The organism is Dyadobacter sp., assembly GCF_017744695.1.
Lineage (GTDB): Bacteria > Bacteroidota > Bacteroidia > Cytophagales > Spirosomataceae > Dyadobacter.
The window spans coordinates 322,738-345,482 of record NZ_JAGIAS010000004.1 but is presented as its reverse complement, the minus strand read 5'-3'; the positions used below and the strand labels follow the sequence as shown (position 1 = coordinate 345,482).

The window sequence follows — 22,745 nt, the reverse complement described above, 5'->3', positions numbered from 1 at the left end:
ATGTATCGTTCAAAAGGAAAAAGAATCTTAGACATTTTACTGGCGGCAATGGGGTTAATCACCTCGTTGCCGTTTTTTGTTGTGCTGCTGCCGGTGTTGTCGGTGCATTTTAAAGGTAACCCGATCTTTGTGCAAATCAGGCCGGGGCTGGATGCGCGGTTATTCGCAATCCTGAAATTCAGGACAATACAAGGCGACGGCAAGCCGCTCACCCGGCTTGGGAAATTGCTTCGGAAATCGTCGATCGACGAGTTGCCGCAGTTCTGGAACGTACTACGGGGCGATATGAGCATTGTAGGGCCCAGACCTCTGTTGCAAGAATACCTGCCGCATTACAATGAAAAACAGCATCTACGGCATTCGGTAAAACCCGGTATGACCGGCCTCGCGCAAATCAATGGGCGCAATGCGCTGAGTTGGGAAGAAAAGTTTGAATTTGACTTGCATTATGTGGATAACCTTTCGCTGATGCTCGATGTGAGGATCATCTTCGAGACAGCTATGGGGCTTCTGTTCATGCGTAATGCTGCCGGTTCCGCCGTTGATGTTTCCCCATTCAAAGGTCGTAAGACATGCTGATCTACGGTACAGGTGGGCATGCGAAGGTGGTAGCAAGTATACTTTCGGCGCGTGGAGAACAGGTTTTGGGCCTGTTCGATGATCATTGGCAAAATGCGAAATGGCGTGGTCCATGCGTTCCGGTCGCTTATGATCCATGGCTGATGCAGAATGAAAAGCTGATTATCGCCATTGGCAACAATTTCGCTCGCCGAAAGGTCGCGGGGCGAGTCGCGCATTCTTTTGGAGCAGCGGTTCATCCGACGGCGATCATCGATGATTCCGTGCATTTAGGCGAGGGAGTTGTGGTAGTACATCGTGCAATCATTCAAGTCGATTGTTGTCTGGGGGATCACGTGATTGTCAACACCGCCGCTATTACTGATCATGAATGTACCGTCGGCGACTTTGCGCATGTAGGCCCGGGCGCTATCTTGTGCGGAGGCGTGCGTGTAGGCGAATGCACGCTTATTGGCGCAGGAAGCGTAGTCCTGCCTGGGGTAAATATCGGGAAGGAATGTGTGATCGGAGCAGGTTCCGTGGTGGTTCGCGATGTCCCCGATTATGCAAAGGTGGTTGGAAATCCTGCCAGGATCATTTGTTAAAATAAAACACACTATGCAGTATAAAATTTACCTGTCACCCCCGCACATGAGCGGGCGCGAAATGAAATACATCCAGGAAGCATTTGATAGCAACTGGATCGCGCCTGTTGGACCGAATATCGAAGCTTTCGAGGAAGAATTGTGCCGCTACACCGGCAGTGAACATGCATTAGCGGTGTCTTCGGGCACGGCGGCGCTGCACCTTGCATTGCTCGCATTAGGCGTCGGCCAAGGCGACATCGTCCTTTGCCAATCCTTGACATTCGTAGCGACGGCGAATCCGATCATGTACGTAGGCGCGACGCCGGTTTTTATCGATAGTGAGCCGGTAACATGGAATATGTGCCCTGATGCTTTGGAAGATGCTATCCTGCATTATATAAGTATCGGGAGAAAACCCAAAGCCGTGATAGTCGTGCATTTGTACGGTATGCCGGCCATGCTGGATGAGATTTTGTATTTGTGTAAAAAATATGAAATCCCTTTGATTGAGGATGCTGCGGAGGCATTAGGCTCGGAATACAATGGCCGTAAGGTAGGGACCTTTGGCGATGTCGGTATTCTGTCTTTTAATGGAAATAAAATCATTACCACGTCGGGAGGTGGTGCAATGCTTTCGGACAATGCAGCATACCTTGCAAGGGCCCGTTATCTGGCAACACAAGCCCGGGAGCCGACGGCACATTACGCGCATCGGGAGGTGGGCTACAATTACCGGATGAGTAATGTATGTGCTGGGATCGGGCGGGGGCAGTTGGAAGTGGTTGACGAAAGGGTTCAACAACGGAGAGCCAACTATCTGTTTTATCAAACTTCCCTAAGCAAACTTCCTCATGCTAGCTTTCAGAACGGCATTCCCGGTTTGTTTTCAAACCGATGGTTGACGGCGCTGATTGTCGGGGATGAAGATACTTTGCTTATTCAGAATGCGCTTTTCGCGAACAGAATTGAATCCAGACCAATGTGGAAGCCGATGCATTGTCAGGAGATATACAAAACGCTACCTCGTTTTGGAGGTAGCGTTTCGGAAGGGTTGTTTAATCGCGGGATTTGTTTGCCTTCAGGGTCAAATCTCCATGACGATGACAGGGAACTGATTGCCTGCATCATAAGCGATTGCTTCAAAACCTAGTTTTGAATTTCAATTTCAAATTGAAGCGGAGAATAGGGAAGAATAGATTTGGTCCATGTTTTGCCATAACCTAGTTTGGACGGGAATACGATTATCGCCTTTTCACCCTTTCTCATTTTTCTGATTGCCCTGTCAAATCCTGGGATCGTGTTCGGGCTGCCTGTAACGAAACTGCTCGTATTTTCATCGAATTTCGTGTCGTCGAGCAGCCTTCCTACGTATTTTACATTCACCGATTTTCCTATGCCGATCGTGTCACCGGTCACAGTATTGGCTTTCACTATTACGAGATTATCAGGCGTTCTTTCGGATACGGTATAGCCTTTTTTAGCGATGAAATCATCGATTTGCTGCGGCTCAGTACGAGTTTTGATAAACTCAACTTCAAGGCGAATAGGTGAGTAAGCGGGGATATTCACCCTATCCACGGCGCCGGAGGCCAGGTAGAACGGCAGATAGAAAGTCGCTTTTTCGCCAGTTCTCAATTTGAAAATTCCCAACTCAATGCCTGGCCAATATACGCCTCCGTAAGCCGGGAAAGAGAATTCCGTTTTGTTGTCCTCAGTAGAAGAGATAACCTTGGTCCCATTCAGCAGGTAGCCGGTGTATTTGATGGTTGCTGCGTCACCGATCTGTGCTTTCAGACCGGCCGGATTGGGCTTTCTGATAATGTAATAATAGCCGGCCGAATCCCTCACCGCTTTTGAGCCTAAGCTGTCGGCCTGCAATGCGGCTTGGATAGCAGTTTCATTCTCGGCAATTTTCTCCTCATCCCTGTTTGATACATCTTTCATACAAGATGATACACCGATCGCCATCGTCAGTAGTACACACCACACCAGATTAATACGCTTCATTTCTTTTCTAAGTAATTAATGGGATTGTTTTAGTTTCAGGGTAGACCATGCTACGCGGAAATTGGTTGTAATCAAGAATGAAAAACGTCGATTTTTACATTTTTTTCAAAGTATTTGCAAAATGGCGATAGCGGGCACTGGAAGCACTGCGGGTTGCGCGCGGTACACACGTAGCGCCCGTGCAGGATAAGCCAGTGATGGGCTTTGTGAATTAAATGCTTTGGAATGTGGCTCACCAGTTCCTTCTCTACGGCTAGCGGCGTCTTTGCCGTAAGCGGCACGAGGCCCAGCCTGCGTGATACCCTGAAAACGTGCGTGTCCACCGCCATTGCCGGCATGCTGAAAATCACCGAAGCAATCACATTGGCGGTTTTGCGGCCCACACCGGGTAATTTTTGCAATTCTTCCACGGTGGAAGGGACCCCTGAGTGAAACTGGTCAACCAGCATCCTTCCCAGGCCTACCAGATGTTTGGCTTTGTTATTCGGGTAGGAAATAGATCTGATATAAGTAAACACCTCCTCCGAGTTGGAGGCGGCGAGTGACTCGGGATCCGGGAAACGCTCGAAAAGCTTCGGCGTGACCATATTTACACGCTTGTCGGTACATTGCGCCGACAGGACTACCGCCACTAACAGCTCGTACGGATTGGAATAATGCAGTTCGGTTTCGGGCTCCGGGAAATTCTGGGTGAAATAATCCAGGAAGAGTTTATAGCGTTCTTTTTTTTGCATAATACAATCATGGTCCTATGAAGGATGGAATTCCGACACAGAAATCTACCGGGAACGGGAACCGACTGGCGGGTTTCCGTTCCAAATCTTAAAAATAATGACAATTTCCAGCTACCGCACCGATAGCTGGAAACAAAAAAATCTGCCAACTCGTCCTAGTACAGGAGTGCAGCAGATCTTTTAGAAGAGAATTGTCGCGAATATCTGAAAACTTCTGAAATCACATTCTCGGAGGGAGTCCGAGTGATCCTGTTCATCTGATTCTGGATTTCCAGTGAATCGAGATAAAAGTTCATCAAGTTGTCGTCAAGAGCGAGCGCCTCAACAATCTGTTCATTTTCATTCTCAGTTGTTTCGGCATATAAATACCTTACAACATCATCGTAGGTAAAGGTTTTTGTCATACTGTGGGGCACGTTGGTTAAATTGCTTACGCAGGTTTATCAACGCGTAACGCATCCTACCCAATGCCGTATTAATACTCACACCCGTGGCGTCTGCAATTTCCTGAAAGCTCATGTCCTCGTAATGGCGCATGATCAGAACTTGCTTCTGCACGTCGGGCAACCGCTGGATCATCTCCCGCAGCTGCTCATGTGTTTCCTGACGAATCTGGATCGACTCAACGGAATCTTCCGAAAAATCCAGCGTGTTGAAAACACTGCTCCCATCTTCGAACACTACATTGGGGTAGCGTTTATCGCGTCTGAAATAATCAATGGCGAGGTTGTGTGCGATTCGTATAATCCATGGCAGGAATTTACCTTCGTCGTTATATCTCCCACCTTTAATTGTGTCAACAGCTTTAATAAATGTATCCTGTAATAAATCTTCGGCTACATATTGATCCTTGACAATCAGATAAATAGTGGTGTATATTCTCGACTTATGGCGCTGAACAAGCTTCTCGAAAGCCTTCTCATTGCCCCGGATATACAATGTTACCAACTCACTGTCGCTAACTTGGACTTTCTCCATTTTACTATTCGATTTAGTTAACGTAGAGCAGTTCGTCGATATTGTTTCTCCTTTCTGGTTTGGTGAAAATTAGATGTGACTTTTCGGTATTTCGAATTATACGAATCAAAGAAATGGATTTGAAAAATAATTTGCAAATGTTTGAGTTCCTTTTTGCAGAAAAATTATTTCCCGTTAACAGATGTTAACAAGTTGTGCATGTTTTAGATGCATCGCATTCGTTGTCACCACACCGTAGACATATTAGAATAAATAATAGTATTTAATAAATAATTTACGATGCGCACGTCGAGTTAGATCGATTTTAGTATGTCGGGCCCTGTATTTGTCGGCTGGACATCGTAATTTCACTTTTCTTATAAAAATTGAATTTTTACCAGATATGAGATACAAGCATATCTTCTTCGATTTGGATCACACACTTTGGGATTTTGAGAGAAATTCGTCCGAATCCCTGGAAGAGATTTTCCACCATCACCAGCTCACCCGTTACGGCATTCCGTCGTTAGAGGCATTTGTAGGTTCATTCCTTAAAATCAATACTGCTTTGTGGGACGCGTTCGACCGCGGGCAGTTGCACCATAGCTATATACGTGAGAACCGTTTCAGGATGGTTTTTGAGGAGCTCGGCGCGGAATGTCCGCCGGAGCACACAGAAATCGGGGAGTTGTACCTTACTTCGCTGCCTACCAAGAAGCATTTGCTGGAAGGCGCGCTCGATTTGCTGAACTACGTGTCGGCGGCGGGCTATGGAATGCATATTATCACGAATGGCTTCAACGAAATCCAGGCGAGGAAAATCGCGAGTTCGGAGATCGGCCATTTCTTCGATCATGTAGTGACATTCGAAACGGCCAGCGCCAAGAAGCCCGACCGCCGTATTTTCGAGTTTGCATTGGAGCTGGCGCAAACCACAGCGGAGGAAAGCCTGATGGTGGGCGACAACTGGATCGCGGATATTCTCGGCGCAAAACAGGTCGGGATGGACACGGTGTACCTCAATCCGGCGGGTCTGGTGTTCGACGAATCGCCTACCTATAATATCAAAAGGCTCGAAGAGTTGATGCGCGTACTTTAATGATGCCGGAGGTCAGGCCGGGTCGGCTTCATAGTAGCGGATGTGTTTTTCTTTTAAAAACTGCTTGATCACATCGACGTGCACGCATTGCCCGACGTTCAGGAACGGGTAATTGGACACCCGCTTGCGATGACCGTCAATCGTCACTTCGCGGTTGACCTGGTCGAAGCCGAGATGCAGGTGACGTGTGGAGCTCTGCATTCCATAAATGATGCCGTTCTGGTCAAACAACGGCCCGCCACTCTGGCCGCGTAGTCCCGGTGTGCTCATTTCGATGCCTACGACTTCGCTGTTGTCGCCGATATGGCGGGTGATGATGCCGTCAATCGGGAAGCTCGGGGTCTTGATCTTGCCTTCGGTCGTCCATTCGATGTCCCCCGTATGCTTATTGTACCGGTAATTGGTGAATTCGGGGAATGGGTAACCTAACCGGCACAGGTAACGGCCTTGCTTCACCATTCTGGAATCTTTCAGGAATTGGGCATGAAACTGGTATTGTTTTGATTCGTAATTCCGGAATTGGATAATGGCCAGATCCTGCGTCGGATGCAGATGGATTGTGAGCCCTTTGTAGGCCGATACACAACTGATGAAGTTGAAAAGGATGCGGATCGGGCTGTCCGGCGCGATTTTGTATTTCGTTTCCAGCAAATTACGTTGCGTGGCAAGGCCGGGATCTTTCTCGAATTTTCGAAGTTCACCCTTGAACTTCAGGTAATTTTCATAAATGTTGTTAGCATACAATATCTGCCGGGCGACATGCCGGCACGTAACGGCGAAGCCGTCTTCATTCACGAAAAACAAGGTGGCAGTACCCGGAACAATGTCGCTCCCTGCGTAATAACGGATGATAAAGTGAACCGGACGGGTAAACTGATCTATTTTTTCAATAGCATCAACAAACATAAAAAACTGGCCGTAGCCGTATCGAACTAAGGGTGGGTAAAGGGAACGAGCGCCTCCGTCTGGTCCCAGCTCAGGACCATGTTGACACCATTGGGGATTTCTTCAAAATAAATATGGAAGACTTCCTGAACTGTCGGACGGATCCGGATCGGAACTTCGACATTCATGACATTCTTGCCGTCGTTGTAATCTGTGCCCCATTGTCCGGTTTCCGAGTTGAGGATGATTTTCCAGGTGCTTTGCCCAGGCACGGAAAAAAGGGAGTAGGTTCCGGCCTTAACCGGTTTACCACCCATTACGACATCTTTTTCGAATTCAATCAGCGTCGCTTCATTGGCACCGGTACGCCATACCTTGCCATAGGGCAGCAATGCTTTGTCCTGCTCCCTGCCGAAAATCATGCGACCTTTTTTGCTGGGTTGTCCGTAGGAGATTTTGATGTTGACCCCATTCAGACTGGTTTCCGCCACTGCTTCCGGGCTAAACGACTTGGTATATTTCCTGACTCCCCAAAAGCCTGCGACTGCAACGATGATCAAGGCAAAGACAATCAGTAGAATTCTTTTCATAAATCAGGGACAGAAGATTTTGTAGAAGGTATAGCTAACAGAAAGACGCACGTAAAAGTAGGTATCTTTTACGGAGGGATCGCCCTGCTGGAATTTGTCGGTAGATGTAGGGTCGCCGCCGAGGTTGTCGAGGTAATCCGTAAAAGTTTTCCGCGTGCCGTATTCCAGTCCTATGTTCCAGGGGCGACGGATCTGATATTTGATGCCTACGCCGTATGGCAGCACAAGGCCGGATGTTTTGTATGAACTGGTCTGGATATTGGGATTAAATTTGTTGAAACCAAGCCCTCCGAATACATAGGGACTCCAGTTGACAGCAAAACGGCGGTCCTGAAAATTGAGAAAGTTATACTCTGCCACCGCACTGCCTTCGAATATCGTAGTGCGGAATGACATATTCCTGGCCTGTTGAAACGGATCGTCGCTTTTCTTATCGTCCGCACCGATGAAGCCGCCGGCTACCTCCGCACGGAGCGATAGGGCCTGGTTGGGATTGAACCGGAAAAAAAGGCTTCCGGCCGGTTTGAAAAAACGAAAGCGAAAAGTAGGAGAGATATCCCCCCGGTAGTTGAAGCCTCCGACACCTGCCCCGATCTCGACCCGCTGCGCGCGTACCTGCACGGCTGCCGGAAAAAAACAAATACCTGCCAGCATCATAACCGGCAAGTATCTCCGCAGCAGCGGCCGTTCATTCAAATGTTCGAAAATGTATTTCAACGGGGTAAGTTTATTATCTCAGTGGAGGACATTTTACCTGCGAAGGCAGCATGTAATGGACGCTGATCATACCAAAAAGGTAAGCGTCCTTTTGGGTTGGGCTATTGCCGCGTTCGGTGCCGGGTGCCCCGAATCCGGTAGTAGGTAGTTTTGTAAAAGGGTCTTCTCCACTAGCCAAAACGCCCGGGTAGTTGGCATCCATGAATTTTCTCACATCATTGGTTCTGTCTTTCCCCTTACGCGCGGCGAATTGCTCGGTGGTGCGGTTTGCAACTAATGCAGCTGTTGGATTATCCGCGAAAAGCGCTGGATCGGCATAGGCACCGTGCGCGTCGTCAAGATAGTCTGTGAACGTTTTGCGGTAACCCAGTTCAGCCGAAATGTCGAATTTGGAATTGATTTTATAGCGGACGCCTATACCGAGAGGGATCGCAAACTGAACCAGTGAATAAGGCTTGGCATATCCTTCGTGACCCTGGCCTTCTGTTCCAAGCGGTTGTAATTTTACCCAGTCGCCATTCAGGGAATCGAGTGCTTTCGGATTGTGTGCGGTAAGCGCGACACCTGCGAACAGGTACCAGCCCAGTTGAGGGCGGCGATCATAACTGCGGTTGTCCGGTGTCAGTTTGTAAATACCTTGTATCGAAAACTCTTTAAGGTCATTGCGGAAATGCAGGTTCCGGGCGTAGTAAATACTGGTAACGTGTTTCGAATCGCGGTTCATGATGTAATCGTCACCGGCGATTCTGGCATAAATGAAGCTTGCTCGTGCGGCAAGGCGCGGTGTAAAGTGGCGTGTGTAGTTCCCGCCGACACTCCAGCGGATCATTTTGAAGGTAGAGGCCAGCGGGCGACGGTACGGCGCCAGATCGCCATAGTAGCTCGAAGTACCAATACCAAAACCTGCCGTAGAATAGGGAACGAAGAACCCCCTGTTCTGTGCTTTTACGTCTTTGCCAGACAGTAATAGCCCCAAGATCAGGGTTAAAGCCAACGCTCCGGATACTCTTCTCAAGTCGAAATTTCTACGCATTTTCAGATCGATTTTTTTGCAAAAATAGAATAGTTGTTGGTTTTCTTCAGGATGCAACACCATTTCAACGACAAATCTTCCTTATCATTGTGTACTCAAAAAGCGCCACAGAAAATGATTTCGAGTAATCAGCTACGGTTTTCTTATTCCGCTCAGAAAAGATTCAGCTTCCCCAATATTCATTGCAACGACAAAGAAACACTCCTTATCCTTGGTCAATCAGGTAAGGGAAAGACCACATTGCTGCATTTGCTGGCGTTGTTGCTGACGCCGGAATCGGGGGATGTTGTCATCGCGGGTAAATCTGTCAAAAACCTGACCCCTCAGGAAATTACTGCTACACGTGCCAAAAACATCGGTATTATCTATCAGCGGCCGCATTTTGTGAGCTCGCTTTCGGTGATGGATAACATTTTGTTGTCCAATTATCTGGCCAATCAGAAAGAAGACCGCCAAAAGGCCCGTCACCTGGCCGAGCAGCTGGGTTTTGCGGATCATTTATCCAAAAAAACGAATCAGCTAAGCCAGGGAGAACAGCAGCGCGTAAGCATTGCGCGGTCGTTGATGAATAACCCCAATATCATCCTTGCCGACGAGCCAACGTCCAACCTCGATGATGATAATTGCCAGCGGGTGATCCACCTTTTGAAAAATCAATCGGCGCAAATAGGTGCGAGTCTGGTGGTGGTTACTCACGACCAACGCCTTAAAGACGAGTTTTCCAACCAGGTTTTTCTGTAAAATCATACCGGCATTGCCGTTTTTCATACCTAATCCTTTTAAGAATGAATCTTTTCAAGATCAGCATTGCCAATTTAAAGGAGAAAAAGCTCAACAGCTTCCTGAGCGCATTGCTGCTGACCCTCGGTATTGGAATGATCTCCCTGCTTTTGCTGCTGAATAAACAGCTGGACGAACAGTTCAAGCGCAACCTGAAAGGCATCGACATGGTGGTAGGAGCCAAAGGCAGCCCGTTGCAGGTAATCCTCTCGAGTATTTACCAGATCGACGCGCCTACCGGTAATATTCCACTAGCGGAGGTGAATGCGCTTCGGAAAAATCCGTTTGTGAAGACGGTAATCCCGCTGTCGATGGGAGACAATTACCAGGGGTTTAGAATACTGGGAACAACGCCCAAATACATCGAACACTTCAATGCGAAACTGGCCGAAGGGCATTTATATAATGCATCCATGGAAGTGACGATCGGCAGCAAGGTCGCGCGGGATTCGAAGCTGAAAATCGGAGATCAGTTTTCGGGATCGCACGGGCTGGATTCCGAGGGGGAGAAGCATGAGGATAAGAAATACAAGGTCGTCGGCATATTTCAGCCCAGCGGCACGGTGGTGGATCAGCTCATCGTAACCCGGCTATCGAGCGTCTGGGATATTCATGAGCATTCGGAGGGGGCACAAGCGCCGGCCGTCGCGGAGTTGGAGCATACCGACAGTCAGGCACACGCAGACCCCGAACCGGACGAAGAGGGCAAGGACGTAACCAGCGCATTGATCCAGTTCCGTAACCCGATGGGGTTGATGACCATTCCACGCCAGATCAACGACAATACCTCCATGCAGGCCGCATTACCCAGTATAGAAATCAACCGGCTTTTCTCATTGTTAGGCGTAGGTATTGAAACGCTGCGTACCCTGGCATTGATCATTATCTCCATTGCGGGAGTTAGTGTTTTTATTTCGCTGTATAACTCATTAAAAGACAGGAAGTACGAGATGGCGCTTATGCTTTCCATGGGCGCCACGCGCACGAGGTTGTTCCTGATGCTGCTGATCGAAGGCGTATCGCTTGCTGTGATCGGCTTTTTTGCGGGTGTTATTGCCGGCAGGGTCGGGTTATGGGTATTTTCCAAATCGGCGGAGCAGGACTTTCATTATTCGTTAGGCAAGTTCGCCTTGCTGCCAGAAGAGATCTATCTGTTTTTTGGTGCGCTCGTGATTGGCGTGGTAGCGGCCGCATTACCTTCGCTGGGCATTTACCGGCTGAATATCTCCCGGACACTGGCGGAGGAATAATAATGTGTGTAAATTTGCTAAACCGGTACAAATCATTGTAATACAAAATTGGAATACTGATGAAATCTGTCAAAATCAGCATATTGTTCTTCTGCATCGTCTCACTGTTCGCTTTCAAACCGGCGATTGAACCGGTGAAACTGACCTGGGAAACGCTGCGGGATGTTACTTTCAAAAAGAAATGGTATGCCGAAGAATCGATTTACATGCTGCATCCGACATTCGGGCCAAGTGTGCAGAAGCTGAAAAATCAGCAGGTTTCGATTACGGGTTACATTCTTCCGGTTGATTTGGAAGCCAATTTGTATGTTTTGTCTGCATTCCCGTTCAGCGCATGCTTTTTTTGCGGCGGCGCCGGTCCGGAAACGGTCATGACCCTGAATTTCAAGAAAAAGGACGGAAAGAAATTCAAAACGGACGAACGCCTCACGTTCACCGGCACATTGAAACTCAACGCCGATGATATTTACCAGATGAACTACATTCTGGAAGGAGCGGAGATCGTCAAATGATCAGACGCCGATCAGGCGCCAAACACCCGAGATAAAGAACAATACGAGTCCTACGGGCGTAAGCACCTTCCAGCCAAGGTACATGAGCTGGTCCACGCGGAGGCGCGGGAGCGTCCAGCGCGCCCACATCTGGATCAGAATGCCGAATAATGCCTTCGATAGCAGCCAGAAAATCCCCGTCAGGTAACCGAACCATGTTCCCGGCTCACCGCTGGTCCAGTCGGCCAGTTTTACCGGACCCATGTTGGGCAGCGGCGTATTCCAGCTTCCCAGGAAAAGAATAGCCCCCAACAACGACACCAGCAGCATCATACCGTATTCCGAGAGCATGAACAACGCCCAGCGCATTCCGGAATATTCGGTGTGAAAACCGGCTACCAACTCCGATTCACCTTCGGGAAGATCGAAAGGGGCGCGGTTACATTCGGCCAATGAAGCTATGAAGAAAACGACATAGGCGATCAGCAGGAATGGATTGCGTACGATATTCCACGACAGAACCCCACCCACACCGCTCACATCGATTCCTAATTCGCGCATGCCGAATAAATAGACTGTTTCGGGTGTGTAAATGCCTTGCTGATAGCTGATTACCTGTAAATCGAGCGTCTGCGTGAGCATAATCACGCAAAGTATGGAAAGACCCAACGGTATTTCGTAGGAGACGATCTGAGCGACCGCGCGCATGGCGCCGTACAATGCAAATTTGTTATTGGAACCCCAACCCGCCATTAGCAACCCGATTACGTCCACGGAAACGATCGTGAGCAGGAAAAATACCCCCACAGCCGCGCCCGATCCCGCGAGTTCCGGTGCGAGTGGTACCACCGCGAATCCTGCAAAAACAGAGATGAAAATGACGAACGGGGCGATCAGAAAGAGTCGCCGGTCAGCAGCTTTCGGTACAATATCTTCTTTTTGAAGCAGCTTGAGCAAATCGGCGAATAGCTGCAATAACCCCCATTTTCCTACTTCCATGGGTCCGAGGCGGTCCTGAATGAAGGCTGAGACCTTCCTTTCCAAGTACACACCGATCACGACAAAGCCGGGGACGAGCAGGAGGAAAATGATGAGCGTAAAAGGCATTAAATGCTATCTGAACAATGGTTTGACGCAAAAGTAAGTAAAAAACTTACTCATCTTCGTCTGTCTGTCCCTTATATCCCGATTCCTGCAAAATTCGGCCGGCATTGTCAATCGCCATGAGATCAGTGAGCTTTGTGTCCGGATTTTCAGCTAAAAACCGGCTCACGATCCGCCAACCGACCCACCGGCCGATCGCGCCTGGCACTTTGTTGCCGATTTCGGTTGTAAACGGGCGGTCGTCGATGAACTTGCGCTTTTTCAGGTCGCTTTTTTCGTAGAGTAGCTTGCTGGAAATAAAATATGCCCAGATGTCCGTCTGGCTGTTATACGTCCTCCTCAGATCGTCTTCCGAATAGCCGATAATGAGGCTGTCCGGCGTTTGAGGCATGATCTGCTTCACAAATTCGTAGCCTTTGCCGTAACCGATCATGTCCGAAAGCAATGTCTGGTCACCGACATTCATGAAATTGAACTGATTGGATTCAAAGAAAACGATTGACGGCACAATGTACTCACGCTGGTACCGACGAAGCTGGTAATCATATACATTAGGTCGATAGCGCGCCGCAGGGCCCCCGAAATAATCGAGACCAATGACGATCAGCGAATCGGAAATATAAAGGTCGTTGCCAGCGAAGCCGGTAACGATAAAATCTACCTCAGGGATTCTGAATTGGGGATAATGGTATTTAATTTGCTTGAATGCATTGGTCAGCGGGTTCAGGATACGGGTTTTGCGGTCCCCGATAATCGAATCGAGTTGCGCCCGGAATGCCTGTAAATCGGGGTTTTGCAGGATTGTAAACAAATGCGCAGCCAGTTTTGCAGGCTCGACGGGGGCATTGGTAAAATAGGCCTTCGCGAGATAGGGGTGACTGTCCAGGAACTTTTGTACATCCTCAACCGATTTGCAGGAGAACAGCTCTTCGTCAAGATTTTTGGAAGTCAGTTCAACCCGGATATTGCTGGTGTCGGCCTCCTTGCGTTGGTCGGTTTTACAAGAAAATTGGAGGAGTGTTACAAGCAGAATGCACAACAAGGACCTGAAATAAACCATTGGACGGAGAGAATATATGTCGGAACAAGTTTCAAAAGTAGAAAAAAAACGCATAAGCATCCTGGGCTGTGGCTGGCTCGGGTTTCCATTAGCTAAACGGTTACTCGGCAGCGGTATTACATCGCAGGTGAAAGGGAGTACCACTTCGGAGGCCAAGCTGGATACTTTCGCGGGAGTTGGTATCGATGGTTATCTACTGCCGTTAAACCCCGAAGCGGGCATCGACGCCAGCGTTTCAGGGGCGTTCTTCGATGTGGACGTTGTGGTGATTGCTGTCCCGCCTCGTATGTCGCAAAATGTCGCAGGCAACTATGCCGCGCAAATGCGGATGGTGGCCGATACGATCCGGCAATCGCCGGTAAAGGAAGTGGTTTTTGTAAGCTCCACCGGCGTTTACCGCGACCTGAGCCAAACGGCTGTTGAGCGTGACGTAGTTTTACCCGAACAGTCGCCCCAGCCCGAAATGGTGGCGGCCGAAAATGCCATAGCCGCATTAAGGCCTGAAAAAACGGTGACTATCCTGCGGTTGAGCGGGCTGCTGGGCTATAACCGCATTCCCGGCAAATATGTACAGGGGCAAAAGAACATGACCACGGGTGACATTCCTGTGAACTACATCCATCGCGACGACGCGGCGGGCATTATCATAGCTATTATCAAACAGGGTATTCAAAACGAGACATTCAATATTACCGCTCCATTCCATCCCACACGTAGCGAAGTGTATATCGATTCCTGCGCGCAATTCGGTTGGGAAGCGCCTACTTTCAAAATACCGGAAGAACATCCGGCATTTAAACTGATTTCAGGGGATAAATTCGGAAAATCGTACCGGTATGATTTCAAATATCCCGACCCGCTACTGTTTCATTATCAGCTCGACGAGGATTTCTGAGTCAAAAGTTGAAAGTCCATGAGTTCAAAGTCAACAACGTTTAACATTGAACTATTAGACTCTAAACTCATGAACTAAAAAAAATCCGCAGGATCAACTCTGCGGATTTTATTATTTATAACCAAAAAGTGTATTACTGAGCCCCCAGCAACTCGGTGAGCTTGGTTTCGAGCGCCGCGCCGCGGAGGTTTTTTGCAATGATCTTGCCTTCTTTATCGAGCAGGAATGTGGCGGGGATCGCATTGACGCCATACGTCTGCGCAACCCCCGAATTCCATTTCTTCAATTCCGAGCCGTGCAGCCAGGTTAGTTTGTCGCGTTCGATAGCCGTCTTCCAGGCTTTTTCGTTATCGTCCAGCGAAACGCCGAAAATATCGAAGCCTTTGTTCTTGAACTTGTCATACATTCGTACCACATTCGGGTTTTCCATTCGGCAAGGTCCGCACCATGAGGCCCAGAAGTCGATCAGCACATATTTGCCGCGCAATGATGATAATGCGATCTGTTTGCCTTCGGGGCTGTTGAGTGTGAAATCAGGGGCTTGCTCGCCTACGGCAAGACCTGCCATTCTTTTAACAGACCCGATAAAGCCTTTCGCGAGCGTGGGCACGGGATCTACTTTGGAATAGTCATCGGCCAATTTTTTCAGGATGTCCAGGTCGTTCTCAGGCGTAAGAAAGTTGTTGGCCGAAAAAAGCGCGATAAGCGACGTTCCCATTTCAGGGATCATCTGGCGCAATGTAGCTACCCTTTCTTTCTCTGCTGCCTGGTAGGCCTGTTGTATTTCCTGGATTTTTTTAGCGTCTTTTTTCTCTTCCGCAGCTGCATAGGCTTCGTTCCAGCCAGTCACTTTCGCGGAAAATGCCTGCATCAGCTGGTCGACTTTGGCGTAGTACTCCATGTTTTTGGAACCGGTGATGGACACCTTTCCGCCATTGCCTTTATCGTCGCGCTGGGTGCCGTCGGCGGTAATACTGAACGTTTCCCCACCTTCCACGAGCAAGGGGAACTTCTGCCGGTCGGCGATATTGAGGGTGAAAAAGCTGCCGCGGTCTTTATCTACGCCCTTTAGCGTAAAACTGCCATCGGCGCCTAATAATGCGGAATCGAGTTTAACAGAAGATCCGGCTGCAGTGGATTGGGACAGAATGACTTTTTCGCCTTTGGAACCGTTTTTGACCTTTCCATTGATAGTAAAGCCTTTCGGTTCGATTTGCGCCATGACCTGGAGGCTCAGTAACGCGCCACCCAAAACCAATGCACTCTGTTTGATAAATGCCTTCATGATCTTCTGTTCGATTGTCAAATGTGTGATCTATAACTTTTGCGCGAGCAACTGGTTCACGAGCTTGGGATCTGCGGCCCCGTTCGATTTTTTCATCACTTCGCCGACGAATAGCCCCATAAGGCCTTTTTTCCCTTTTCTGTAAGCTGCGACCTTGTCGGGCATAGCGCCGATCACCTCATCTACCAACGTTTCAAGCTCGTTCGTATTGCTGTTTTGCAGCCAGTTATTTGACGAAGCGATCTCCGAAGGCTCGTGGTTTGGCTCTTCCAGCATGACCGGGAAAATCTTCTGTGCAGCCACCGAATGGCTTACTGCGCCCGATTCGTTCAGTTCGATCAAAGCGGCCAGGTTTCCGGCGCTGATCGGGAAAAGGGCGATGTCACCGTGATGGTCGTTCAGGTAGGATTTCACGGGGCCCATCAGCCAGTTCGATACCGCTTTGAAATGCGCTGTGTTAGCACAAACTGCCTCGAAATATTCGGCCAGTTCGCGGGTATCGGTCAGTACCGCGGCGTCGTAGGCCGGGATACCATATTGATTCACAAATTTTTCACGCAGCTCGTGTGGCAATGCAGGCATACTTGCCTTGATGCTTTCCAGCCATTCGTCCGAAATCACCACCGGGCTCAAATCGGGGTCTGGGAAGTAGCGGTAATCGTTCATGGTCTCTTTTACACGCATCCCGTAAGTTTGCCCGCTTTCCACGTCGAACATCCGCGTTTCCTGCTGGATTGTCTCGCCGTTTTCGAGCATGGCTGCCTGGCGGCGCTCCTCATAGGCAATGGCGCGCATCATGTTACGGATCGAGTTCATGTTTTTGATCTCGACTTTTGTTCCATATTCTGCCGCACCCTTCTTGCGCAGGGACACGTTCACGTCCGCGCGCAGGGAACCTTCTTCCATATTACCGTCGCTGATGCCCAAATAGCGCACCAACCGACGAATTTCTGTCACAAATGCGCCTGTTTCCTCTGCCGAACGCAAATCCGGCTCCGAAACCATTTCCACCAGGGGCGTTCCGGCGCGGTTGTAATCGAGCATGGTCTCGGTGTGACTGCCGTCGTGCACCGATTTTCCCGCGTCTTCTTCCAAATGGATGTGGTGGAAGCGAATGGTTTTTTCGGTGAACTTGCCGTCGTGCTTAAAGGAAATATGCACGCCGCCCTGTTCGCAGATCGGCTTTTTGTCCTGCGAGATCTGGTAACCTTTCGGAAGGTCGGGATAAAAGTAGTTTTTACGGTCGAAAATGGTCCTCTTGCTGATCGAGCACCCGCAGGCAATGCCCAGGCGGATGGCGTATTCGACTGCTTTTTTATTGACTTTGGGTAAAGTCCCGGGCAATGCGATCGTCAGCGGACCGATATTGGTGTTGGGTTCTGTGCCGAAAATGTTGAAATCGCGGGTAAACAGCTTGGATTCCGTCAGAAGCTGGCAATGTACTTCGAGCCCGATTACGGTTTCATAAGCGGCCAGAAGTTCATCGGTAACGTCAGCGGGGTGAATTGCGGTTTGACTCATATTATATTACTAATGCTTTCGCAAAGATACAAATACGGGCCGTCCATAGCATGAACGACCCGTATTTTATGGAATATAGCCGGTTTTGCCAGGGATCAGAGTGAGTTGATCCAGTTGGCGATTACAACAATGTCAGCTTTTGGAACGTGGGCCAACGGCGCCATCGGAGGATAGCCAGGCCAGTGTTCCGGTTTTGGGCTGTGAACCAGCTCCACAATCTGGTCAGCAGTATATTTTTTCTTAGCAACTTCTGAGTAGGCAGGCCCGATTACCTTGTCGTAAGCCTGGTGGCAAGCGAAGCAAGTGTGTTTGTTCAGCAACGCGGACACTTCTGCGGGTACCGGCTTGCGTTTGGGTGTGGCATCGGTTGCGGGAGCTGCTGCCGTGGCTGCTGTATCGCCCGGCGTTGCTGCCGGTGTAGCCGGCTTCGCAGCTGCTTCGGCTTCTGCCTTTTCTGCCGCTGCTTTTCTATCGCTTTGTAGCTTCACGAGGGCCGCTTCTTCGCGCGATTTGCTTCCCGAGCCGTACCACTGATCATATTTGTCACGGTCTTCCTTGGACGAACAACCGATGAAGAAAGAAACTGCCAGGGCCATCAGGGCCAAAGAAGCGCTTTTTTTGAGTGTCATTGTGTTAATTTTTAAGAATTTTCGCCAGATTAAGGTTGCGATACCAAATCGACCACGAAGAAAGCAAGTTTGCGTTAGATTTCCGTCATGGTCATGGCAGAAATTCGGACGATTCTTGAAAACACCGAATTCTATTCGCTTGTCCGACAACCGCTTATCCGCAGGTGGCTTTTAGCAAATTCAGGAAAATTTCTTGTTTATTTGTCTGTAATTGTTGCGATTAATGCAAAATGTCTTTACTTTTGCACTCCTATTTGTAAAACGATGTAAAGCAATGGCTAAGAAAGGTAATAGAGTACAGGTCATTTTGGAATGCACTGAACAAAAAGAAAGCGGTGTTCCAGGCATGTCACGTTACGTGACCACAAAAAATCGGAAGAATACGCCAGGCCGTATGGAATTGAAGAAATTCAACTCTTTCCTGAGACGTTACACAGTCCACAAAGAAATTAAGTAAGTTCGTCTTGTTACCCGTTAACTGTCACGTGAAGCTGAACAATAACTGGGTAAGCGTTGAACAGTTAATCATTAACAAAATAACTTCTAACTGATATACAGACATGGCAAAGAAAGTAGTTGCTACCCTGAAAAAAGAAGGCGGTAAAGCATTCGCGAAAGTGATCAAAGCCGTAAAATCTCCTAAAACAGGAGCTTATACCTTCAAAGAAGAAATCGTTCCCCTGGACGGCGTACAGGGTGCATTGAAAAACTAGTCTTCGGCCGCACCGGTTCGCTCGGACTGTCTTCGACTGCGCTCAGACTGACATCAAGCGCAATATTTTTGTCACCCTGAGCGAAGTCGAAGGGTTGAATTTATAAAAAGTCCCTTTCCGGGACTTTTTTGTTTTATTTTTGAGCCATCAATGTAATCAGCACTATGGGTTTATTTGGCTTTTTTTCAAAGGAGAAAAAAGAAACATTAGATAAGGGCCTCGAAAAAAGCAAGGACAGCTTCTTTGGCAAGCTCTCGCGCGCGATCGTGGGTAAAACCACCATCGACGAGGACGTACTCGATGAACTGGAAGATATACTTGTAAGCTCCGATGTGGGTGTCGAGACGACCGTGAAGGTCATCAAACGCATCGAAGAACGCGTAGCCAGGGATAAATATGCTTCCACGGCCGAGCTCGATAGCATCCTGCGCGAAGAAATTGCCGCATTGCTGACCGAGAATAAGTCGGTGGACATTACCGACAGCTTCGAAACCGAGCATTTGCCGAAGCCGTACGTAATTATGGTTGTGGGTGTGAATGGGGTAGGTAAAACGACGACGATCGGCAAGCTGGCACACCAGTTTCACCAGCGAGGCCATAAAGTGGTACTCGGCGCAGCGGATACCTTCCGCGCAGCGGCCGTTGACCAGCTAAAACTCTGGGGCCAGCGCGTGAATGTGCCGGTGATCGATCACGGGATGAACACCGATCCGTCGGCCGTAGCGTTCGATGCATTGAAAAAAGGTACCGAAACCGGTGCGGATGTGATCATTATCGATACCGCGGGTCGCTTGCACACAAAAGTGAATTTGATGAACGAGCTTTCGAAGATCAAGCGCGTGATGCAGAAGATCATCCCCGATGCGCCGCACGAAGTATTGCTCGTCCTCGACGGCAGTACCGGCCAGAATGCCGTGATCCAGGCCCGCGAATTCACCAAGGTGACCGACATTACCGCATTAGCCATTACCAAACTCGACGGAACTGCAAAAGGCGGTGTCGTGATCGGTATTTCGGATGAATTTAAAATCCCGGTGAAATACATCGGAGTAGGCGAGAAAATGGACGATTTGCAGGTCTTCGACCGCGCGGAATTCGTTGATTCGCTGTTTAAGAAAATAGGATAACGGCGCTGGTCAGCGACGGTAACCGCTCGTAGATTAAACCACTCAGGTTTGGTATAAGAAGGTATCTTGGAGTATTCAATTCCGGGATACCTTTTTTATGAATACGCTGCTGGTCTTTTTAATTGTTTTCGCGCCATTTGCATGGTATATCTGGCGCATGCTGCGATTTACGAAAGACACAATTGGAGGGAATTCACCCTTGAAAGTATCGCGCACTTTCATTACTACACCCTGGAACTACTTTTCGCAATTCGAAGGTCTGTTTACGTATTACTTCATTCTGGTAGGCAGCTTTTTCTTCAAATTGGCGCTTTTCATGCATATTTCTTACACCGAGAACCACCCGCTATTGGTGAGGCTTTGGTTTCTCGCAGTTGGTTTGGTGGCCATGGGATTCGGTTTTTTGGTGGTGGCGCTGGATATCAATCACTGGCAATATGTTGAAGGGCTTGTTATAGAGACATTTCCTGAGGAGCACGAATTGGAACTCACATTTACGGATAAAGTGCTCCGTTTGAGGGAAGGTGATATTGAAAAGGTGCGTGTTTATCATAACAATAACATCAAGTTTCCACTTGCTTACATGCATTATTTTCTCAGGACGGGCGATGAGTTCATTATATCACCCAAAACGGAAGGGTATTGGGTGATAGACCAGTATTTCCAAAATCTTCCGACTGAATACACCCATCGCCGTTTTCCTTTCATCCGATAGTACTTCCTATTCATTTTTTCACGAACTTTGCACCCCATTTCGCCGTTCATTATCAGTCACTTTGACGCTGAACAGCGTCAAATTAATTCAAAAGCATATAGCTTATGGCTTAAAGCCTAAGGCCAACTTCAATGAAAACCAAAGGAATAGTCAAGAATAAAGTCAATATCGTGACGCTGGGTTGCTCGAAAAACCTGGTCGACTCGGAGGTGCTGTACACACAGCTTAAAGGCAACGGTTTCGCGGTGGACCATGAGTCTAAAAAGGATGATTCACAGATTGTCGTGATCAATACCTGCGGGTTTATTGATAATGCGAAGGAGGAATCGATCAACACGATTTTGCGCTATGCTGATGCCAAAGCGGCCGGAATGGTGGATAAAGTGTATGTGACAGGCTGCCTCTCGCACCGTTACAAGGACGAACTGGCGGTTGAAATACCCACAGTGGACGCCTGGTTCGGTACTAATGAGCTTCCCCGCCTGCTCAAAACACTGAAAGCCGATTACAAGCATGAGCTCGTAGGCGAGCGCCTGCTCACCACCCCCGCGCATTACGCGTACCTGAAAATCGCCGAAGGTTGCGACCGCCCGTGCTCGTTCTGCGCGATCCCGCTCATGCGCGGGGGCCACGTGTCGAGGCCGATCGACGAGCTGGTAAAAGAAGCGAAATCGCTTGCTAAACGCGGCACCAAAGAGCTCATCCTCATCGCCCAGGACCTGACATATTACGGTCTGGATATTTACAAAAAGAGAAACTTGTCCGATCTGCTCCGTAACCTTTCCGATGTGGAAGGTATCGACTGGATCCGCCTGCAATATGCCTACCCGGCGGGCTTTCCGATGGATATTCTGGATGTGATGAACGAGCGCAGTAACATCGCCAAATACCTCGATATGCCGCTGCAATCGGGTTCGACCGAAATGCTGAAACTCATGCGCCGCGGTATTACCCGTGAAAAAACCGAAGCGCTCATCTACTCGATCCGCGACAAAGTGCCTGATATCGCATTGCGCACGACATTGATCGTCGGTCACCCCGGCGAAACGGAAGCGCTGTTCGATGAAACCTACGAATTCGTGGAAAAAATGCGTTTCGACCGGCTGGGAGCATTCCAGTACTCGCATGAGGACAATACGCATTCATTCACGATGGAGGACGATATCGATCCGGAAGTGAAGCAAGAGCGTGCCGACGCGATTATGGAGTTGCAGCAAGGCATTTCAGCAGAGCTTAACCAGGAAAAAATCGGTAAGACATTTAAAGTACTCTTCGACCGCAAGGAAGGAGGCTATTTCATCGGCCGTACCGAATACGATTCACCCGAGGTGGATAATGAGGTACTTGTCCCTGCGAGCCAGTATGTACGGTTGGGCGATTTCGCGCAGGTGAAAGTAACTTCCGCCGAGGAATTCGACCTTTACGGCGAAGTGATTTCCTGATGCGATTTCCGGCAAATGGCGTCTTTGCCTAAATTTGCCGATCATTTGAAAAAGAACAATTCTTAAAAAAGCATGTTACAACGTATTCAAACAATCTTCCTGGCAATGGTCGTCATAGGAATGGGTATTTTCCTTGCCTTTCCGATCTGGTCGAAAGTAGCATTAACGGGAGGACAAAGTGCTGATCTGACAGCCCTGAGGCTGCACCACCAGATCAACGAAGTGCAATCTAATGTTCAACCGGTATACTACCTCGTGGCTTTGGCTATTCTTACAGCCGGCGTGGCTGCCTATGCGATTTTTCAATACAAAAACCGCATTCTGCAATCTGCCCTTTGTGCAGTAAATTCAATTTTGATGACTGTGACGATGGGTCTGGTGATCTATTTCACATTCTATAAAACAGCCAAGCTTTTCGATCCCGAACTGACCGGCAAATACGATATCGGTTTTTACGGATTAGTAGGAGCAATGCTCGCAAATGTGTTTGCTAACCGCTTCATCCGCAAGGACGAGCGCGAAGTACAGCAATCCAAGCGGTTCAGATAACGTAGTATGTCACGCTG

Annotated in this window: 26 protein-coding genes; 14 read left to right on the top strand and 12 right to left on the bottom strand. The window is 48.8% G+C overall.

The window, feature by feature from the left end:
* From J7619_RS17550 to J7619_RS17540, 3 genes are read left to right on the top strand one after another with little or no spacing between them, the layout of a single operon-like run.
* Window positions 1-579, top strand: coding sequence for a sugar transferase (locus tag J7619_RS17550; protein WP_291201173.1), 579 nt, complete (start codon window positions 1-3; stop codon window positions 577-579).
* On the top strand, window positions 573-1,163 hold the full coding sequence (locus J7619_RS17545; RefSeq protein WP_291201170.1) for an acetyltransferase: 591 nt from the start codon (window positions 573-575) through the stop codon (window positions 1,161-1,163). Before J7619_RS17550 ends, J7619_RS17545 begins: the two co-directional genes overlap by 7 nt.
* A gap of 13 nt (window positions 1,164-1,176) precedes the next feature.
* Window positions 1,177-2,295 carry an aminotransferase class I/II-fold pyridoxal phosphate-dependent enzyme gene (locus tag J7619_RS17540; RefSeq protein ID WP_291201167.1) on the top strand — a complete coding sequence of 373 codons (1,119 nt, stop codon included), beginning with the start codon at window positions 1,177-1,179 and terminating at the stop codon, window positions 2,293-2,295.
* On the opposite strand, the gene J7619_RS17535 is transcribed toward J7619_RS17540, so the two are convergent.
* From J7619_RS17535 to J7619_RS17525, 3 genes are all read right to left on the bottom strand, one after another.
* On the bottom strand, window positions 2,292-3,152 hold the full coding sequence (locus J7619_RS17535) for an FKBP-type peptidyl-prolyl cis-trans isomerase (RefSeq protein WP_291201164.1): 861 nt from the start codon (window positions 3,150-3,152) through the stop codon (window positions 2,292-2,294). The genes J7619_RS17540 and J7619_RS17535 overlap by 4 nt on opposite strands.
* Before the next feature lie 71 nt (window positions 3,153-3,223).
* Window positions 3,224-3,886, bottom strand: a complete 663-nt coding sequence (nth, locus tag J7619_RS17530; protein ID WP_291201161.1) for an endonuclease III — start codon at window positions 3,884-3,886, stop codon at window positions 3,224-3,226.
* Between the two features lie 378 nt (window positions 3,887-4,264).
* A complete protein-coding gene (locus J7619_RS17525; protein ID WP_015813074.1) occupies window positions 4,265-4,864 on the bottom strand; it encodes an RNA polymerase sigma factor in 600 nt (199 codons plus the stop codon).
* A gap of 382 nt (window positions 4,865-5,246) precedes the next feature.
* On the opposite strand from J7619_RS17525, the gene J7619_RS17520 reads away from it, so the two are divergent.
* Complete coding sequence (locus tag J7619_RS17520) at window positions 5,247-5,942, top strand: YjjG family noncanonical pyrimidine nucleotidase (RefSeq protein ID WP_291201158.1); 696 nt, start codon at window positions 5,247-5,249, stop codon at window positions 5,940-5,942.
* A 12-nt stretch (window positions 5,943-5,954) separates the two neighbouring features.
* Here the strand turns inward: J7619_RS17520 and J7619_RS17515 are convergent, their stop codons facing one another.
* Genes J7619_RS17515 through J7619_RS17500 form a run of 4 tightly spaced genes read right to left on the bottom strand, consistent with a single transcriptional unit; the run spans window position 5,955 to window position 9,167 of the window.
* Window positions 5,955-6,848, bottom strand: coding sequence for a trypsin-like peptidase domain-containing protein (locus J7619_RS17515; RefSeq protein ID WP_291201155.1), 894 nt, complete (start codon window positions 6,846-6,848; stop codon window positions 5,955-5,957).
* A gap of 26 nt (window positions 6,849-6,874) precedes the next feature.
* Window positions 6,875-7,417 carry a DUF2911 domain-containing protein gene (locus J7619_RS17510; RefSeq protein ID WP_291201152.1) on the bottom strand — a complete coding sequence of 181 codons (543 nt, stop codon included), beginning with the start codon at window positions 7,415-7,417 and terminating at the stop codon, window positions 6,875-6,877.
* 3 nt (window positions 7,418-7,420) lie between these two features.
* On the bottom strand, window positions 7,421-8,134 hold the full coding sequence (locus J7619_RS17505) for a DUF6089 family protein (protein ID WP_291201149.1): 714 nt from the start codon (window positions 8,132-8,134) through the stop codon (window positions 7,421-7,423).
* 13 nt (window positions 8,135-8,147) lie between these two features.
* On the bottom strand, window positions 8,148-9,167 hold the full coding sequence (locus J7619_RS17500; protein WP_291201147.1) for a hypothetical protein: 1,020 nt from the start codon (window positions 9,165-9,167) through the stop codon (window positions 8,148-8,150).
* Window positions 9,168-9,281: 114 nt separating this feature from the next.
* Between J7619_RS17500 and J7619_RS17495 the strand changes: the two genes are divergently transcribed.
* The 3 genes from J7619_RS17495 to J7619_RS17485 are packed head-to-tail and all read left to right on the top strand — an operon-like array spanning window position 9,282 to window position 11,709.
* On the top strand, window positions 9,282-9,908 hold the full coding sequence (locus J7619_RS17495) for an ABC transporter ATP-binding protein (protein ID WP_291201144.1): 627 nt from the start codon (window positions 9,282-9,284) through the stop codon (window positions 9,906-9,908).
* A gap of 44 nt (window positions 9,909-9,952) precedes the next feature.
* On the top strand, window positions 9,953-11,197 hold the full coding sequence (locus J7619_RS17490) for an FtsX-like permease family protein (RefSeq protein ID WP_291201141.1): 1,245 nt from the start codon (window positions 9,953-9,955) through the stop codon (window positions 11,195-11,197).
* A gap of 59 nt (window positions 11,198-11,256) precedes the next feature.
* Window positions 11,257-11,709, top strand: coding sequence for a DUF3299 domain-containing protein (locus J7619_RS17485; protein WP_291201139.1), 453 nt, complete (start codon window positions 11,257-11,259; stop codon window positions 11,707-11,709).
* Here J7619_RS17485 and J7619_RS17480 read toward each other — a convergent pair whose 3' ends face one another.
* The gene (locus J7619_RS17480; RefSeq protein WP_291201137.1) at window positions 11,710-12,795 is read right to left on the bottom strand and encodes a complex I subunit 1 family protein; all 1,086 of its coding nucleotides are present in this window, start codon (window positions 12,793-12,795) and stop codon (window positions 11,710-11,712) included.
* Between the two features lie 46 nt (window positions 12,796-12,841).
* On the bottom strand, window positions 12,842-13,852 hold the full coding sequence (locus tag J7619_RS17475) for a gliding motility protein (protein WP_291201135.1): 1,011 nt from the start codon (window positions 13,850-13,852) through the stop codon (window positions 12,842-12,844).
* A 16-nt stretch (window positions 13,853-13,868) separates the two neighbouring features.
* Between J7619_RS17475 and J7619_RS17470 the strand changes: the two genes are divergently transcribed.
* A complete protein-coding gene (locus tag J7619_RS17470) occupies window positions 13,869-14,747 on the top strand; it encodes an NAD(P)H-binding protein (RefSeq protein WP_291201133.1) in 879 nt (292 codons plus the stop codon).
* A gap of 133 nt (window positions 14,748-14,880) precedes the next feature.
* Here J7619_RS17470 and J7619_RS17465 read toward each other — a convergent pair whose 3' ends face one another.
* The 3 genes from J7619_RS17465 to J7619_RS17455 all read right to left on the bottom strand — a co-directional run bounded on the left by J7619_RS17465 (window position 14,881) and on the right by J7619_RS17455 (window position 18,182).
* The gene (locus J7619_RS17465; protein ID WP_291201131.1) at window positions 14,881-16,032 is read right to left on the bottom strand and encodes a TlpA disulfide reductase family protein; all 1,152 of its coding nucleotides are present in this window, start codon (window positions 16,030-16,032) and stop codon (window positions 14,881-14,883) included.
* A 30-nt stretch (window positions 16,033-16,062) separates the two neighbouring features.
* Complete coding sequence (gene gatB / locus J7619_RS17460) at window positions 16,063-17,553, bottom strand: Asp-tRNA(Asn)/Glu-tRNA(Gln) amidotransferase subunit GatB (protein ID WP_291201129.1); 1,491 nt, start codon at window positions 17,551-17,553, stop codon at window positions 16,063-16,065.
* A 95-nt stretch (window positions 17,554-17,648) separates the two neighbouring features.
* On the bottom strand, window positions 17,649-18,182 hold the full coding sequence (locus tag J7619_RS17455) for a hypothetical protein (RefSeq protein ID WP_291201127.1): 534 nt from the start codon (window positions 18,180-18,182) through the stop codon (window positions 17,649-17,651).
* Window positions 18,183-18,456: 274 nt separating this feature from the next.
* Here J7619_RS17455 and rpmG point away from each other — a divergent pair, with 274 nt between their 5' ends.
* From rpmG to J7619_RS17425, 6 genes are all read left to right on the top strand, one after another.
* Window positions 18,457-18,639 carry a 50S ribosomal protein L33 gene (gene rpmG, locus J7619_RS17450; RefSeq protein WP_019944752.1) on the top strand — a complete coding sequence of 61 codons (183 nt, stop codon included), beginning with the start codon at window positions 18,457-18,459 and terminating at the stop codon, window positions 18,637-18,639.
* 103 nt (window positions 18,640-18,742) lie between these two features.
* Window positions 18,743-18,895: a DUF4295 domain-containing protein gene (locus tag J7619_RS17445; protein WP_015813059.1), complete on the top strand. Its 153-nt coding sequence runs from the start codon at window positions 18,743-18,745 to the stop codon at window positions 18,893-18,895.
* A 164-nt stretch (window positions 18,896-19,059) separates the two neighbouring features.
* Window positions 19,060-20,022 (top strand): signal recognition particle-docking protein FtsY, encoded by a 963-nt coding sequence (gene ftsY, locus J7619_RS17440; RefSeq protein ID WP_291201125.1) that lies wholly within the window; start codon window positions 19,060-19,062, stop codon window positions 20,020-20,022.
* Window positions 20,023-20,119: 97 nt separating this feature from the next.
* Window positions 20,120-20,737 carry a hypothetical protein gene (locus J7619_RS17435; RefSeq protein ID WP_291201122.1) on the top strand — a complete coding sequence of 206 codons (618 nt, stop codon included), beginning with the start codon at window positions 20,120-20,122 and terminating at the stop codon, window positions 20,735-20,737.
* Between the two features lie 131 nt (window positions 20,738-20,868).
* Complete coding sequence (gene rimO, locus J7619_RS17430) at window positions 20,869-22,179, top strand: 30S ribosomal protein S12 methylthiotransferase RimO (RefSeq protein ID WP_291201119.1); 1,311 nt, start codon at window positions 20,869-20,871, stop codon at window positions 22,177-22,179.
* Between the two features lie 72 nt (window positions 22,180-22,251).
* Window positions 22,252-22,728: a DUF4293 domain-containing protein gene (locus J7619_RS17425; RefSeq protein WP_291201116.1), complete on the top strand. Its 477-nt coding sequence runs from the start codon at window positions 22,252-22,254 to the stop codon at window positions 22,726-22,728.
* Window positions 22,729-22,745 lie beyond the last annotated feature (17 nt).